Consider the following 16,162-nt stretch of genomic DNA (forward strand, 5'->3'; position numbering starts at 1 on the left):
GTCAGGACGCCAGCCGCCTGGCGAACAGCGCTTCCCAGGTCGGCTCGATCTCCACGTAGAGCGCGACCGCGGTCTCGATCCCGACCGCCTGCGGCGACCCGATGCGGGTGGTGACCACGCCGGCCCGGCGCAGCATGCGCTCGATCGCGGTGGTGGTGACGGTGACGTAGCGCGACAGGCCGCGCTCGTGGGCGTGGCGGATGATGGCCTCGATCGATTCCATCGTCATCTCCGAAAAGCCATAGCTGCCGGCGCCTTCGGTCTCGATGGCGAAACGCGACAGTTCCCAGATGTGCGGGTCGCTCGGCGGCTCCTGGCCGTCGAGCAGCTGGGGGAAGGAATCCTTGAGCATATACGGCCCTTCGGTCGGCAGCAGGCGCCAGCAACCGCGCAGCGTCTCGCCGTCGCGCATGAGCATGTAGCGCGGCTCGAGCGCGTCGTAGCCATCGATCTCCATGCCGGACAGCACCGGCACTTCCCATCCCAGCCGCCCGCGGAATACCTTCGCGCGCAGCGTATGCATTTCCCACAGCTCTTTCGATGCGAATGCGCGCCGCGGCGCGATCGTGATTTGCATGCTCATTGCCAACCCCCTCCTGGTTGAGAAAATCGGTTCAAGAAATATGCACTACGCATAAAAGCGTCATGCAAAATGGGTAAGGTGGGTACTATCAGCATTGATAGGTGGCGATCAATATCGGCGGTGCAATACTTTTGGAAACGACGCAGTTCCCGGCGCAGCTTCCGGACTCTCCGATTCATCACCCCGAAAGGAACCATCATGGCAAACGATCTGATGTGCGACGCACTGGCAGCTGAACTGCAAGCGAACCACCTCATCCAGGCCGCCGGTACCACGCGCCTGGCGCCGCACGAGCTGCGCCGGCTGCGCATTACCAAGCGCGAGAGCCAGGAAAAATTCTGGGGTCGCTTCGGCGTCACCCAGTCCAGCGGCAGCCGCTTCGAGACCGGTCTTGCGATCCCGGCGCCGGTGTCGATTCTTCTGCGCATGTACATGAACGGCAAGCTCAGCGATGGTGATCTTCAGGGGTGATGAGCCCCAGGGCGATGGCCTTGACCACCGCCTGCTGGCGAGTGTTGACGTCAAATTTTTGACGCACATTCGCCAGGTGAAAATTGACGGTGGCTTCGGAACAACCCGTGATGCGCGCGATTTCCCATGATGACTTGCCCGCCATCACCCACTGCAGCACTTCCAGTTCGCGCCGCGTCAGGCGCGGCGTCTCGTCCGGCCGCGCCTCCTCGTCGCGGAAACGCCCGGAGGACACGAAGGCGTAGTCGCGCACCAGCGCCAGCATCGGCAGCGCTTCGCTCATGGCGCGCCGGGCATCGGCGTCGGGCCGCGCGTCGGACGCAAAACTGATCACCCCGAACTCGCCCTGCGGCCCGTGCACCGGCAAGGTCGCGCCGCTGCGGATGCCGTGGGCGCTGGCCTCTTCGTAGAGCCCAGCCTGCTGGGGGCCGGACGCGAACGTGCCCGGCTCCCACACGATGGGTATCGTGCTCGACTGACAATGGGCGACCGTGGGATCGACGTAGGCGAAGCCGTTGCGGTCGTAACGATCGCGCCAGCTTTCGGAGTAATTACTGCGCAAGAAGGCCGACTCGAAACGGGTATGACGCGAATTGACGACGCCAAACAGTACCTGGTCAAAGCCTAGCCCACGGGCAATGTTGAACAGGGACGCGCTCCAATGAGAAGCATCCTTGGCCTGCATCAGCTCGCGTAATAGCGCAGTGTCAATCATGGGGGTAAAGTTTGATATAACACCCCTATGCTAGATGGTTCACCCCGTTCACAAATTCACAGAAATTAACAACGGAGATATTTACTTTTATTATTGATGCATGCTGTCGTGCATAAACAACAACAATTTACAATCGTGCGCCTCGCCAGAGGGGAATCGGCTACCCTCCGCCGAATTACCTGCAACAAATTTCAGATTAGCAAGTATTTACTAGCCGAGATACCGTTTCGCAACTTGATTTAGATCTATAGAATCGTATCTTGTGCATGTCTAAAAACGACACTTTGCCGATTCCAACGGCTAACTAATAAACTTCCTTTCAGGATGAGGATCCAGGCGATGAACACCATGACCGATATGGGCGAACAGTTGGACGTCAAGCTGCTGCTCACCACATTGATGGCCTTGAAAAAAGGCGATTTTTCGGTACGCATGCCTGACGACTGGACTGGCGTTTCCGGCAAGATCGCCGACACCCTGAACGACATCATCGAGACCAAGCAGAAAATGGTCGAGACCGTCACGGAAGTTTCGCGGGTGGTGGGCCGCGAAGGTCACCTGACCCAGCGCGCCGACCTGCCGGGCGTGGTGGGCGGCTGGAGCACCATGATCAGCTCGGTCAACACGCTGATCGACGACCTGGTGCGCCCGACCACCGAGATGGCGCGCGTGATCGGCGCAGTGGCGAAAGGCGACCTGTCCCAGACCATGGCCCTCGAAGTCGACGGCCACCCGCTCAAGGGCCAGTACCTGCGCGCGGCGATGACGGCCAACACCATGGTCGAGCAGCTGTCCTCGTTCTCGTCCGAAGTCACGCGCGTGGCGCGCGAGGTCGGCACCGAGGGCAAACTGGGCGGCCAGGCGCAGGTCAAGGGCGTGGCCGGCACCTGGAAGGACTTGACCGATTCGGTCAACTCGATGGCGGGCAACCTGACCTCGCAGGTGCGCAACATTGCCGAAGTGACCACCGCGGTGGCCAACGGCGACCTGTCCAAGAAGATCACGGTGGACGTGCGCGGCGAGATCCTGCAACTGAAGGACACGATCAACGTCATGGTGGACCAGCTGCGCTCCTTCGCCTCGGAAGTCACGCGCGTGGCGCGCGAGGTCGGCACCGAGGGTAAGCTCGGCGGCCAGGCCTATGTGCCGGGCGTGGCGGGCACCTGGAAGGACTTGACCGACAACGTCAACTTCATGGCGTCGAACCTCACGGGCCAGGTGCGCAACATCGCGGCGGTGACCACCGCGGTGGCCAATGGCGACCTGTCCAAGAAGATCACGGTGGACGTCAAGGGCGAGATCCTGGAACTGAAGAACACCATCAACGTGATGGTCGACCAGCTGTCGTCGTTCGCCTCCGAGGTGACGCGCGTGGCGCGCGAGGTCGGCACCGAGGGGAAACTCGGCGGCCAGGCGGTGGTGAAAGGCGTGGCCGGCACCTGGAAGGACTTGACCGACTCGGTCAACTCGATGGCGGGCAACCTGACCGGCCAGGTGCGTAACATCGCCGACGTGACCACCGCGGTGGCCAACGGCGACCTGTCCAAGAAGATCACGGTGGACGTGAAAGGCGAGATTCTCGAGCTGAAGAACACCATCAACGTGATGGTCGACCAGCTGAACTCGTTCGCCTCGGAAGTCACGCGCGTGGCGCGCGAGGTCGGCACCGAAGGTAAACTCGGCGGCCAGGCGAACGTGCCGGGCGTGGCCGGCACCTGGAAGGACTTGACCGACGGCGTGAACTCGATGGCGGGCAACCTGACGGCCCAGGTGCGCAACATCGCGGAAGTGACCACCGCCGTGGCCAACGGCGACCTGTCCAAGAAGATCACGGTGGACGTCAAGGGCGAGATCCAGGAACTGAAGAACACCATCAACGTGATGGTCGACCAGCTGTCCTCGTTCGCCTCCGAGGTGACCCGGGTGGCGCGCGAAGTCGGCACCGAGGGTAAACTCGGCGGCCAGGCCTATGTGCCGGGCGTCGGCGGCACCTGGAAGGACTTGACCGACAACGTCAACTTCATGGCCTCGAACCTGACCGGCCAGGTCCGCAACATCGCGGCGGTGACCACCGCGGTGGCGCGCGGCGACCTGTCCAAGAAAATCACCGTGGACGTGAAGGGCGAGATTCTCGAGCTGAAGGACACCATCAACGTCATGGTGGACCAGCTGTCCTCGTTCGCGTCGGAAGTCACGCGCGTGGCGCGCGAGGTCGGCACCGAGGGCAAACTCGGCGGCCAGGCGAACGTGTCGGGCGTGGCCGGCACCTGGAAGGACTTGACGGAAAACGTCAACCAGCTGGCGGCCAACCTCACCAACCAGATGCGCGCGATCGGCGAAGTGGCGACCGCGGTGACGCGCGGCGACCTGTCGCGCTCGATCCAGGTGGAAGCGCGCGGCGAGGTGTCCTACCTGAAGGACAACATCAACGAGATGATCCGCAACCTGAAGGAAACCACACAGAAGAACGCGCAGCAGGACTGGCTCAAGACCAACCTGGCGCGCTTCACGCGCCTGCTGCAGGGCCAGCGCGACCTGCAGGCGGTGACCAAGCTGATTCTGTCGGAACTGGCGCCGCTGGTGTCGGCCCACCATGGCGTGTTCTACATGATGGACTCGCAGGAGACCGATGCGCGCCTGCGCATGATCGCCTCCTACGGCTACCGCTCGAGCCGCAAGCTGCCGACCTCGTTCCTGCCGGGCGAAGGCCTGGTGGGCCAGTGCGCGCTGGAAAAGACCCGCATCTGGCTGACCGACGTGCCGCGCGACTACATCGTGGTGTCCTCGGGCCTGGGCTCGGCGCCGCCGAACAATATCGTGGTGCTGCCGATCCTGTTCGAGCAGCAGGTCAAGGCCGTCATCGAGATCGCCTCGCTCGACCGCTTCACCGAAACCCACCTGTCCTTCCTCGACCAGCTGATGGAATCGATCGGCGTGGTCCTGAACACGATCGAGGCCAACAGCCGCACCGAGTCGCTGCTGACCCAGTCGCAGTCGCTGGCGCAGGAACTGCAGCAGACCAACCAGGAGCTGGGCGAGAAGGCGCGCCTGCTGTCCGAGCAGAACATCGAGGTGGAGCGCAAGAACCGCGAGGTGGAGCAGGCCAAGCTGGCGCTGGAAGAAAAAGCGACCCAGCTGGCGCTGTCTTCGAAGTACAAGTCCGAATTCCTGGCCAATATGTCGCACGAGTTGAGGACGCCCCTGAATTCGCTGCTGATCCTGGCACAGCAGCTGTCCGACAACCCGGAAGGCAACCTGTCGGGCAAGCAGGTGGAGTTCGCGAAGACGATCTACGGCTCGGGTTCGGACTTGCTGACCCTGATTAACGACATCCTCGACCTGTCCAAGATCGAGTCGGGCACCGTCACGCTGGACGTGTCGGAATACCGCTTCTCGAACCTGCGCAACTACGTCGACCGCACCTTCCGCCACATGGCCGAGGCCAAGCATCTGGGCTTCCAGGTCGAGCTGACCGAGAACCTGCCGACCGCCGTGATGACCGACACCACGCGCCTGCAGCAGGTGCTGAAGAACCTGCTGTCCAACGCCTTCAAGTTCACCAGCCATGGCCAGGTCTCGCTGGGCATCAGCCTGGTGACGAGCGGCTGGACCGCCGACCACCCGAACCTCGAGCATGCCGACGCGGTGCTGGCGTTCTCGGTGCACGACACCGGCGTGGGCATCCCGGCCGACAAGCTGCAGCTGATCTTCGAAGCGTTCCAGCAGGCCGACGGCTCGACCGCCCGCAAGTATGGCGGCACCGGCCTGGGCCTGTCGATTTCGCGCGAACTGGCGCGCCTCCTGGGCGGCGAAATCCGGGTCGAGTCGACGGTCAACGTCGGCTCGGTGTTCACGCTCTACCTGCCGTACAACCGCGCCGGCTTCATCAACTACGAACAGGCGCGCCAGCCGCAGCCGGCGCGCCTGGCCCCGCCCCTGACCATCCCCGCCCCGCTGGTGCCGGTGCTGCAGGAACACAGCGAAGTCTCGACCCTCGAGCGCACGGCGGACCTGCTCGACCCGAGCGGCGCCGTGGTCGCCTACGCGAGCGTGCTGGACGACCGCGGCCTGGTGACGCCGGGCGACCCGTCGGTGCTGATCGTCGAGGACGACGAGCGCTTCGCCAAGGTGGTGCTCGAATTCGCCCGAGAGAAAAACTTCAAAGCGATTGTGACCCACCGCGGGGATTCGACGCTGTCGCTGGCGCGCGACTACCTGCCGTCGGCGATCCTGCTCGATCTCGACCTGCCGGACATCGACGGCTTCACGGTGCTGGACCGCCTGAAACGCGACCCGAGCACGCGCCACATCCCGGTGCACGTGATGTCGTCACTGCGCGAGCGCGAACGCGCGCTGCGCCAGGGCGCCATCTCGTACATCAACAAGCCGGTCGAGCGCGAGGCGCTGAACGAGGAATTCAAGCGCATCCAGAAATTCCTGATGGGCGGCAAGCGCAGCCTGCTGGTGGTCGAGGACGATCCGGCCCAGCGCGACGCGATCGTTTCCCTGATCGGCAACAACGACATCCATATGGTGACGGTCGACCATGGCGCCGCCGCGCTCGAGGTCCTGCAATCCTCGCACTTCGACTGCATGGTGCTCGACCTGACCCTGCCCGACATCTCGGGCTTCGACCTGCTCGACCAGATCGGCCGCAACGAGCGCCTGCGCGACCTGCCGATCGTGATCTACACTTCCCAGGAGCTCAATCGCAAGGAAGTCACGAAGCTCAAGCGCTTTGCCAAGACCATCGTGATCAAGGATGCGCGCTCGCCCGAGCGCCTGCTGGACGAGACGGCGCTGTTCCTGCACCGCTCGCAGGCCAGCCTGCCCGAGACCCAGCGCCGCATGCTGGAGGAGATTCACGCCCTCGACTCGGGCCTGGCCGGGCGCAAGGTGCTGATCGTCGACGACGACCTGCGCAACATCTTCGCTCTCTCGACGCTGCTGGAGCGCCAGCAGATGCAGGTGCTGTTCGCCGAGAACGGCCGCGACGGCATCGAGGTGCTCGAGAAAGACCCGGGCATCGAGATCGTCCTGATGGACATCATGATGCCCGAGATGGACGGCTACGACACGATGCGGGCGATCCGCCGCATCCCGAAATTCCGCTCGCTGCCGATCATTACCCTGACCGCGAAGGCGATGAAGGGCGACCGCGACAAGTGCATCGCGGCCGGCGCCTCGGACTACATCACCAAGCCGGTCGACGTGGCGCAGCTGCTGTCGATGATGCGGGTTTGGCTGCATTGATGGCCGCATTGATGACCGCATCGATGGTTGCATCGATGGTTGCGCCGAGGCCGCGATGAACGCCCTGACTGGTGTGCCGGTCGATACCGGCCTGGCGGAGCTCGAGATCGAGCTGCTGCTCGAAGCGCTGTACCAGCGTTTCGGCCTGGATTACCGCAGCCATGAGCGCGCCGTCCTGCGGCGCCGGCTGCAGGAACTGGCGCGCCTGCACGCATTGCCGAATCTCACGCGGTTGCAGGAGCAGGTGCTGCATGCGCCCGGCGCGGCGCTGGGCGTGGTGCGCGCGCTGGCGGTGCAGCCGGCTTCGCTGTTCGACCGGCCCGACTGGGCGCGGCGCCAGCGCGGCGCGCTGGCCGACAGCCTGCGTCCGACCGCCCTGCCCAAGGTCTGGCTGCCCGAGGTGGCCGGCGTGGGCGAAGCCTGGACCCTGGCCGTGCTGCTGGCCGAGGAAAAGCTGTACGCACGCACCGAGGTGTTCGCGACCCTGGCCAGCGACGAATTGCTGTTCGAGGCGCGCGAAGCCACGCTGCCGGCCTCCCAGCTGATGGACGCCCAGCGCGGCTACGAAGCCAGCGGCGGCAGCGGGCGGCTGGCCGACTACTTCGAGGTCAGCGACGGCCGCGCGTGCCTGCTGCCTCGGCTGCGCGAGCGCATCACCTGGCTGCAGTACTGCCTGGTGACGGACGGCTCGTTCAACGAGTTCCACACGATCGTCTGCTGTCGCGCCCTGCCCGACTTCGGCCCGCTGCTGCGCCAGCGCGTGCTGCGCCTGTTCAGGGACAGCCTGGCCCTGTTCGGGGTGCTCGGGCTCGACCGCGCGCTGGGGGCAGGCGACGCCGGCGCGGCCGACTACCAGAGCTTGTTCGAGGATGGGACCTGGTACAAGCGGGTGCGTTAATAACGAATGCCGACGCCCGTAGGGTTGGCGGCTTCGCCGCCGACGCGGCGGTCGTTATCGGCCGCGATGTCGCGCCGGATGATGCTGGCGCCAACCATCGCCGCGTCGGCGGCATGGCCGCCGACCCTGCCCGCCATCCAGGCATCGATCCGGTCTGCCAAGCCCGGCCGCAAGTGCAGGCCCAGCTTGGTCCTGCGCCACAAGACATCCTGCGCACACGTGGCCCACTCGTGCGTCATCAGGTAACGCAGCTCGGCCTCGTACAGGCCAGGGGCCACTTCAGGGCCGAGATCGGCCAGCGCCCGGCAGTCGTCCAGTAAAACGTCCACCCGGGTGCCGTAGGCGCGCGCATAGCGCAGCGCCAAGGGCTTCGGCAGCCAGGCATGGCGGCGCTGCAGCGCCGCCACCCAGCGGTCGAACTCCAGCACCCCACGGCTGTCGGGCTGCGGCCCGAACAGGTCGCCGCCCGGCAGTACGGCGCCCGCCGTCCACGCCCCGGCCGGGGCCGTGCCCAGCAGCGGCGCGATCCAGTCGACGGCTTCCTCGGCCAGCTTGCGGTAGGTCGTGATCTTGCCGCCGAAGACGGACAGCAGCGGCGGTCCATCGGCGTCGCGTTCGAGGAAATAGTCGCGCGTGATCGCCGCCGCCTTGCCGGCATCGTCGTCCAGCAGCGGACGCACGCCCGAATAGCTCCACACCACGTCGCCAGGCGCCAGCTGGCGCTTGAAGTATTGGTTGGCCAGCGCGCACAGGTAGCGCGTCTCGCCCTCGCCGATCGCGGCCGCGCCGGGGTCGCCCGTGAAATCGACGTCGGTGGTCCCGACCAGGGTGAACGCTTCTTCGTACGGGAGCGCGAACACGACCCGGCCATCGGCATGCTGGAACAGGTAGGCGCAGCCGTGCTCGAACAGGCTCGGCACGACGATATGGCTGCCCTTGATCAGGCGCAGCGCGCGGTGCGGCGCGTCCCGGTTGGCGCGCCCGGCGAAGCGCGCCGCCCACGGGCCGGCGGCATTGACCAGGCCGCGCGCGCGCACGGTCAGGGGCGCGCCGCCCCGATCGATCCGCGCCTCCCAGTGCGCGGCGCGGCGGACCACGTCGTCGCAGGCCGCATGGGTGAGCACCCGCGCCCCGCGCTCGTGGGCATCGAGGGCGTTGAGCACCACCAGCCGCGCATCGTCGACCCAGCCGTCCGAATAAGCGAAGCCGCGCGCAAACTCGGGCTTGAGCGGCGCGCCGGCGGGATGGCCGGCCAGCTCGATCGCGCTGGACGCCGGCAGGAAATCGCGCGGCGCCAGCCGGTCGTAGAGGAACAGCCCGGCGCGAATCAGCCAGGCCGGACGCTGGCCCGCCACGTGCGGCATCACGAAGCGCAGCGGGCGCATGATGTGCGGCGCGCTCCTGAGCAGGGTCTCGCGCTCGGCCAGCGCCTTGCGCACCAGGCCGAATTCGCGGTATTCGAGGTAGCGCAGGCCGCCATGGATCAACTTGCTGGAGGCGGACGAGGTATGCGCGCCCAGGTCGTCCTTCTCGCACAGCACCACGGCCAGCCCGCGCCCGGCCGCGTCGCGCGCGATCCCGGCGCCGTTGATGCCGCCGCCGACCACCAGCAGGTCGCAATCGATCGTCGTGTCCCCGCCCATCGCCTCTCCTCCACGCTCATCCGCCCAGCGCACCCGCCCAGCGCATCCGATCCACTTTACGCGCGCGCGCGAACCCGGCGTTCGCCTGCATCAATTATGCGGAGAATCGACAGGCCGGTGTGTAAAATCGCCACATGTCCATCCCGTCCACGCCCGACCGGACCCGCGCCTGGGTCCGCATGCCATCCGGCCGCCGTCTCGACCTGCTCGACCCGACACCCTTCGACTGGGACGACGCCGACCTGGCGCTCGGCCTGGCCCGCACCTACCGCTGGGGCGGCCACTCGGCCTGGCCACTGCCGCTGTCGGTGGCCCAGCACTCGATCACGGTGATGCTGCTGCGCCGCGCTGCCACGCCGGCCATCACGCCGCTGGAAGAATTGCGCGAACTGCTGCACGACGCCGAGGAAGGTCTGCTCGGCTTCGATGCGATCTCGGTCATCAAGCCTTTCCTGGGCGACGCCTTCCGCGCGCTGACGACACGCCTGGAACACATGGTATTCCTGCGCTATGGCCTGCCGGCCTGGGATGCGCGCGGCCACGCGGCGCACAAGCGCGCCGACCGCCTGGCCGCCGCCAGCGAAGCGGTGCACGTGGCCGGCTGGTCGCGCGACGAGGTGCGGCGCACGCTCAAGATCCGCGCCGGGGTGCTGGCCGAGGATCCGCTTGCCGCCTACTATGATTGCCGGCCGTGGGAACCGTGGGCGCCTGGCGTGGCCTCTGAGCGCTTCCTGGCCGAGCTCGCGCGGCTGACCGGGCCCAACCAAGCTTGAGTCCGTCTGCGCCTGCGACTTGCCGCAGTGGGACGACGCCGTGCAAGGTGCTGCGCGGAAATCTAAGTTTCGCACAGGTATTATTGAACACTAAGTGGCTGATTTCATTCAGCCTTTTGGTCTATCCACAAGAAATGTGGATAAGTGTGTGGAAAAGCGCCACTTGACAAGCCGCAAGCGCAGCATTGATGCGGGTTTCAACAAAATGCCCGTTCAAAAGGCAAAAAAATATCCTTGTAAAATCAGTAACTTGCACGTGCACCACTTCTGCGCGTCCATGTTATAGGTGGCAAAGTCCTACAAATGTGGGGCACGGGGGATAAGTCGTCAACGTGCCCCCATCTGTCGTCATTTCCACGCGTTCCGGGCGCGGTCGCGCACCATCATGCGGATGCTGTCGGGCATCGGCGTGCGCAGCGCGCGCTTGTCGGCGCTGAGCCAGGCACATTCCTCGAAATGCTTGAGCATGGCCGGGGTAATGAAGCGCGTGCGCGCCGCATACACGTGGCGGTCGCCCATGCTCGACTGCTGCTTGATGAAGAAGCGGTTCGGCACCACCAGGTGCAGGTGCTCGCGCGCCCGCGTCATCGCCACATAGAGCAGGCGCCGCTCTTCCTCGATGTCTTCCGGGCTGCCGGTCGCCATGTCCGACGGAATGCAGCCGTCGACGACATTAAGCACATGCACCGACTTCCATTCCTGCCCCTTGCTCGAATGGATGGTGGACAGGATCACGTAGTCTTCGTCCAGCAGCGGCGCGCCGGCGCGGTCGCTGGTGGCTTCGGGCGGATCGAGCGTGATCTCGGCCAGGAAGCTCTCGCGGTTGCCATAGCCGCCGGACAGCGCCACCAACTGGTCGAGATCGGCCGCGCGCACCTGGGCGTCGTCATGCAGGCGCTCCAGATGCGGCTGGTACCACGCGCGCGCCAGCTCGAGGTCCATCGGCCAGCGCAGGCCCGGCGTGCGCAGGCGCCGGTACAGCGCGCAGAACGTCTGCCAGTCGGCCTTGCAGCGCGCCGGCACCGCGAACGCTTCCAGCGCCGCGACCGCATCGTCGCCGCTGCCCGCGGCCTCGACCAGGCGGCTGGCGGTTGCCTGGCCGATGCCGGGAACGAGTTGCAGGGCACGAAAGCCCGCCAGCCGCCCGCTCGGGTTCTGGGCGAAGCGCAACACGGCCAGCACGTCCTTGATGTGGGCCGCTTCCAGGAATTTCAGGCCGCCGAACTTGACGAAGGGGATGTTGCGGCGCATGAGCTCGAGTTCGAGCGCGGCGCTGTGGCTGGCTGCGCGAAACAGCACCGCCTGGCTCTTGAGCGCGACGCCGGTTTCGCGCTGTTCGAGGATGCGATTGCAGACCCAGCGCGCCTGCTCGGCTTCGTCGGGAATCAAGACCAGCTGCGGCTTGATGTTCGACGCCTTGTCGGTCCATAACGTCTTGGCGTGGCGCTCGAGCGCGGCGCCGATCACCGCGTTCGACGCGTCCAGGATCGGCTGCGTGGAGCGGTAGTTGCGGGCCAACGTGATCAATTGCGCCGGCTGCGAGAACTGGGCGGGAAAGTCGAGGATGTTGCGCACGGTGGCGCCGCGAAAGCCATAGATCGATTGCGCATCGTCGCCCACCACCAGCACGCCGCGGCCGTCGGGCTTCATGCCGGTCACGATGGCCGCCTGCAGGCGGTTGGTGTCCTGGTATTCGTCGACCAGCACGTGGTCGAACAGCGCGCCCAGTTCCGGCCCCAGCACCGGGTCGGCCGCCATCTCGGCCCAGAACAGGAGCAGGTCGTCGTAGTCGAGCACGTTCTGCTCCTGCTTGGCGTCGACGTAGGCGCCGAACAGCGTCTTGAGCTGGGCTTCCCACTCGCTGCACCACGGGAAAAATGCCTGCAGCACCGCGTCGAGCGGCTCGCGGCCATTGACCACGCGCGAATAGATCGACAGGCAGGTGCCTTTCAGCGGAAAGCGTTTTTCGGTCCGGCTCAGGCCAATCTCGTGACGCACCATGCCCATCAGGTCTTCGGCGTCGCCGCGGTCGTGGATCGTGAACCCCGCGTCCAGTCCGATGCGGCCGGCGAACTCGCGCAGCAGGCGCGCGCCGATGCTGTGGAACGTGCCGGCCCAGGGCAGCGTGACCGGCGCCTGGCCGCCCCTGAGCCCGAAGATCCGGTGCAGCACGCCGCCGGCGCGCTGGGTCATCTCGGTGGCGGCGCGGCGCGAAAACGTCAGCAGCAGGATGCGCTGCGGATCGGCGCCCGCCTGGATCAGGCGCGCCACCCGGTGCGCCAGCGTATTGGTCTTGCCGGAACCGGCGCCGGCCACCACCAGCAGCGGACGCGGCGCCTCACGCCCCACGTCGTGCTCGACCGCCGCCCGCTGTTCGGGGTTCAGGCTGGCGAACGGGTCATCGGTGGCGGACGGGGCGGCGATCGGATCGGCGACGGCGGACATGGGCGGAATCTGGAAATGCCATACTGTACATTTATCCAGTCCGGCCCGGCAAGGGGAAAATGCGGATGCCGTGCGGCCGCGTCAGGAAGTGCAAACATGACATCAGCCATAACCTCAACAATCGCTGCCAAGTCCCGGAATATCAAGGCATTTCATGGATATCCACAAAGTCTGTGAATAAGTGTGTGGAAAAGCGGGGGCTTGACACGCTATACGCGGCCTCCCGTGCGGCTTTCAACAATTTGCCTATTGGGAAGGCAATCCTGTATTCGCCAAGAATCAAGGGCTTACACGCTGTATCCCCGATCTGCACAGTATGCACCAAAAATAATTCTCGCGACCACGTTGTGGCCGAACCGGCGCGCCAGTCACGCTCAGGGGGGCGCCCGGCGGCGCTCCGGCTCGAGCAGCACGCGCTCGATCACCTGCCGGCACACGCCGTGCGCCTTGAGGTATTCGAGCGCCGGCATGGTGCCGCTCTCGCCCAGGGTGGCGATGCCGCGTGCCACGATGTCACGCTGGAGGATGTTGCGCCTGAGCGCGGACGATCCGGAGAGGCGTTGGTCGTTATCCTGGGCTCGGCATGGACTCATGGCGCGGATCTCCGGTAGGTTATGTCGCTGACGCATCACGAGTATTGACGATGGCGGAACGAAGTCAATGTCAAACCTGTATCAATACGCAAAAACCATATTTACGGCAGATAGCGGCGCCCGCCGCCTGCGCTGCGCCGCCCGGCCGCGATCCTGCCTACAATCGGCTCAACGAATCAGACGCGAGGATTACCATGAGCATCCAATCCACCCCCGACCTGAATCCCGGCGACGTCGCCGCGCCCGGCACCCCTGGCGCCGGCGAGGACATCTGCGACGCCTGCGCCGGCCGCGGCACGCTGGCCGACGGCAAGCCATGCCCGCAATGCGGCGGCAGCGGCCGCGTGATGGAAGGAATCGGCGGCGGCTGAGCCCCTGTCCCGGCAGGTCGGCGGCGTTGTGGACAGGTGCGTAGGCGACATGCGCGTGGGCGACATGCGCGTAGGCGACGTGCGCGTAGGCGACCTGCGCAGCCGCTGCATGACGGGCGTGAGCAACGCAGCGCGCGCCCGCCGGGCGCGGCACGCACGATGCTCGCCCGCCTGTGCGGCCCCATGCCGCTACCCGGCCCGGGTAGCGCATGGACACGGCGCGCGCGCTGCGGCGATAATCGCGGGATGAGCGCCTCTCCCCTGCCAACGCCGCCTTCCGCACCGCAGTGCGCACCGTACGGTGCGCCACTTCCGCCTCCGGCCGAACCCGATCGTCCCCGTCCGACGTCGCTGACCGACCTGTTCCTGTCATTCACGCTGATTGCCCTGCAGGGCTTCGGCGGGGTACTGGCCGTGATCCAGCAGCAAGTTGTCGAGCGCAAGCGCTGGATGAGCAACGAAGAATTCATCGAGGAATGGTCGGTGGCCCAGGTCATGCCGGGCCCCAACGTCTGCAACCTGGCCATGATGATCGGCACCCGCCACTTCGGCCTGGCCGGCGCCATGAGCGCCCTGGCCGGCATCCTCACCGTGCCGCTGATCCTGGTGCTGTGCCTGGCCCTGGTCTACGCGCAGTTCGCCACCCAGCCCCAGGTGCAGGGCGCCCTGCGCGGCATGGCCGCCGTCGCTGCCGGCCTGATCGCCGCCACCGGCCTGCGCATGTCCAGCGCGCTGGCCCGGAACGTCATCCCGCTCGCGGCCTGCATCGCGATCGCCGCCACCGGGTTCGTGCTGCTGGCCTGGATCCGCTTGCCGCTGGCGGCCGTGGTCGGCCTCCTCGGCGGCCTCGGCTGCGTGCTGGCCTGGCGCGGGCTCAAGCCATGAACGCGCCGGTCCTGGCGTTCGGCTGGCATGACTGGCTGAACCTGTTCGTCCATTTCCTGATGCTGTCCATGATGTCGCTCGGCGGCGCGATCTCGACCACCTCCGAGATGCAGCGCTACCTGGTCGAGCGCCAGGGCTGGCTCAGCCAGACCCAGTTCGCCGATTCGGTGGCCCTGGCCCAATCGTCGCCCGGGCCCAACGTCCTGTTCGTGGCCCTGCTGGGCTGGAACGTGGGCCTCAACTCCCGCAGCATGACGGCCGCGCTCTCCGGCGTCGCGATCTCGATGATCGGCATCATGCTGCCCTCCACCGTATTCACTTACCAGGTGGCGCGCTGGGCCCAGCGCAACCACGCTCTGCGCGCCGTGCGCGCCTTCAAGCAGGGCATGGCGCCGCTGGTGATCGCGATGCTGCTGTCGACCGCCTGGCTGCTGGCCAGCGGCGGCGGCAAGGGAGGCGAACACATGGACAACTGGCCCCTGTGGCTGTTGACGGCGGCCACCGCCATCGTCGTCTGGCGCACCCGCCTGCACCTGCTGTGGATGCTGGCGCTCGGCGCGCTGCTGGGGGCGCTGGGCGTGGTCTAGTTGGCAAGCGGCGCCGGGACGCGGCATACTGACGCTTTCCTTGTAAACCGCGTATCCACTGCGATCGACACCAACATGCCCCAACTCCTCAATGAGCACGCCTGCTTCGGCGGCGTGCAGCGCTTCTACCAGCACGACTCGGCCGCCATCGGGCTGCCGATGAAATTCTCGGTCTACCTGCCGCCGGCGGCGGGCGAGAAGACGCTGCCGGTCCTGTTCTACCTGGCCGGCCTGACCTGCACCGAAGAAACCTTCACGATCAAGGCCGGCGCCCAGCGCGTGGCCAGCGAACTGGGCATCATCCTGGTCGCGCCCGACACCAGCCCGCGCGGCGCCAACGTGCCGGGAGAAAGCGACAGCTGGGACTTCGGCGTCGGCGCCGGCTTCTACCTCGACGCCATCCAGGAACCGTGGGCGCGCCACTACCGCATGCACAGCTACCTGCTGGAGTTGCATGCGCTGGTGCTGGCCACCTTCCAGGCCGACCCGGCGCGGGTGGGCATCTTCGGGCACTCGATGGGCGGCCATGGCGCGCTGACCATGGCGCTCAAGCATCCCGACCTGTTCCGCTCGGTCTCGGCCTTCGCGCCGATCGCCGCGCCCAGCCGCTGCCCGTGGGGCAAGAAGGCCTTCAGTGGCTACCTCGGTCCCGACGAAAGCGTCTGGCAGCAACATGACGCCAGCGCCCTGATGGCGTCGCATGCGAGCGCGCCATTCCCTGGCGGCATCCTGATCGATCAGGGCCTGGGCGACAAATTCCTGGCCGAGCAGCTGTTGCCCGAGGCGTTCGAAGAAGCCTGCGCCAAGGCCGGGCAGCCGCTCACCCTGCGCCGCCATCCGGGCTACGACCACGGCTATTACTTCATCTCGACTTTCGTCGAAGACCATCTGCGTTTCCACAGCCGCCAGCTCGGCTGATCCACGCGCGGCCCCGTCCGGGGCCGC

At 66.2% G+C, this 16,162-nt stretch carries 13 protein-coding genes; 8 read left to right on the forward strand and 5 right to left on the reverse strand.

Features of this window, described 5'->3' with window-relative positions; all coding sequences use genetic code 11:
- Position 1 precedes the first annotated feature (1 nt).
- The gene (locus ABIB38_RS05980; protein ID WP_429202611.1) at positions 2-583 is read right to left on the reverse strand and encodes an acyl-homoserine-lactone synthase; all 582 of its coding nucleotides are present in this window, start codon (positions 581-583) and stop codon (positions 2-4) included.
- A 198-nt stretch (positions 584-781) separates the two neighbouring features.
- Between ABIB38_RS05980 and ABIB38_RS05985 the strand changes: the two genes are divergently transcribed.
- A complete protein-coding gene (locus ABIB38_RS05985; protein ID WP_429202613.1) occupies positions 782-1,054 on the forward strand; it encodes a helix-turn-helix domain-containing protein in 273 nt (90 codons plus the stop codon).
- On the opposite strand, the gene ABIB38_RS05990 is transcribed toward ABIB38_RS05985, so the two are convergent.
- Entirely contained in the window at positions 1,029-1,769 is a 741-nt protein-coding gene (locus ABIB38_RS05990) for an autoinducer binding domain-containing protein (protein WP_429202614.1), read from the reverse strand. The two genes, ABIB38_RS05985 and ABIB38_RS05990, sit on opposite strands and share 26 nt — an antisense overlap.
- 339 nt (positions 1,770-2,108) lie before the next feature.
- Between ABIB38_RS05990 and ABIB38_RS05995 the strand changes: the two genes are divergently transcribed.
- Both ABIB38_RS05995 and ABIB38_RS06000 read left to right on the forward strand, forming a co-directional pair.
- Complete coding sequence (locus ABIB38_RS05995; RefSeq protein WP_429202616.1) at positions 2,109-7,022, forward strand: response regulator; 4,914 nt, start codon at positions 2,109-2,111, stop codon at positions 7,020-7,022.
- 55 nt (positions 7,023-7,077) lie between these two features.
- Positions 7,078-7,920, forward strand: a complete 843-nt coding sequence (locus ABIB38_RS06000) for a CheR family methyltransferase (RefSeq protein ID WP_429202618.1) — start codon at positions 7,078-7,080, stop codon at positions 7,918-7,920.
- Here ABIB38_RS06000 and glpD read toward each other — a convergent pair.
- Positions 7,917-9,563, reverse strand: coding sequence for a glycerol-3-phosphate dehydrogenase (gene glpD / locus ABIB38_RS06005; RefSeq protein ID WP_429202620.1), 1,647 nt, complete (start codon positions 9,561-9,563; stop codon positions 7,917-7,919). The genes ABIB38_RS06000 and glpD overlap by 4 nt on opposite strands.
- A 134-nt stretch (positions 9,564-9,697) precedes the next feature.
- On the opposite strand from glpD, the gene ABIB38_RS06010 reads away from it, so the two are divergent.
- A complete protein-coding gene (locus tag ABIB38_RS06010; RefSeq protein ID WP_429202622.1) occupies positions 9,698-10,336 on the forward strand; it encodes a phosphohydrolase in 639 nt (212 codons plus the stop codon).
- 348 nt (positions 10,337-10,684) lie between these two features.
- Here the strand turns inward: ABIB38_RS06010 and ABIB38_RS06015 are convergent, their stop codons facing one another.
- On the reverse strand, positions 10,685-12,781 hold the full coding sequence (locus ABIB38_RS06015; RefSeq protein ID WP_429202623.1) for an ATP-dependent helicase: 2,097 nt from the start codon (positions 12,779-12,781) through the stop codon (positions 10,685-10,687).
- Between the two features lie 374 nt (positions 12,782-13,155).
- Positions 13,156-13,374: a hypothetical protein gene (locus ABIB38_RS06020; protein WP_429202625.1), complete on the reverse strand. Its 219-nt coding sequence runs from the start codon at positions 13,372-13,374 to the stop codon at positions 13,156-13,158.
- 194 nt (positions 13,375-13,568) lie between these two features.
- Between ABIB38_RS06020 and ABIB38_RS06025 the strand changes: the two genes are divergently transcribed.
- The 4 genes from ABIB38_RS06025 to fghA all read left to right on the forward strand — a co-directional run bounded on the left by ABIB38_RS06025 (position 13,569) and on the right by fghA (position 16,135).
- On the forward strand, positions 13,569-13,745 hold the full coding sequence (locus ABIB38_RS06025; RefSeq protein ID WP_429202627.1) for a hypothetical protein: 177 nt from the start codon (positions 13,569-13,571) through the stop codon (positions 13,743-13,745).
- A gap of 246 nt (positions 13,746-13,991) precedes the next feature.
- The gene (locus ABIB38_RS06030; protein ID WP_429202628.1) at positions 13,992-14,630 is read left to right on the forward strand and encodes a chromate transporter; all 639 of its coding nucleotides are present in this window, start codon (positions 13,992-13,994) and stop codon (positions 14,628-14,630) included.
- The gene (locus ABIB38_RS06035; RefSeq protein ID WP_429202630.1) at positions 14,627-15,217 is read left to right on the forward strand and encodes a chromate transporter; all 591 of its coding nucleotides are present in this window, start codon (positions 14,627-14,629) and stop codon (positions 15,215-15,217) included. Before ABIB38_RS06030 ends, ABIB38_RS06035 begins: the two co-directional genes overlap by 4 nt.
- 75 nt (positions 15,218-15,292) lie before the next feature.
- Positions 15,293-16,135 (forward strand): S-formylglutathione hydrolase, encoded by an 843-nt coding sequence (gene fghA, locus ABIB38_RS06040; RefSeq protein WP_429202631.1) that lies wholly within the window; start codon positions 15,293-15,295, stop codon positions 16,133-16,135.
- Positions 16,136-16,162: the final 27 nt, after the last annotated feature.

The organism is Massilia sp. UYP11 (genome assembly GCF_050434805.1).
Lineage (GTDB): Bacteria > Pseudomonadota > Gammaproteobacteria > Burkholderiales > Burkholderiaceae_D > Telluria.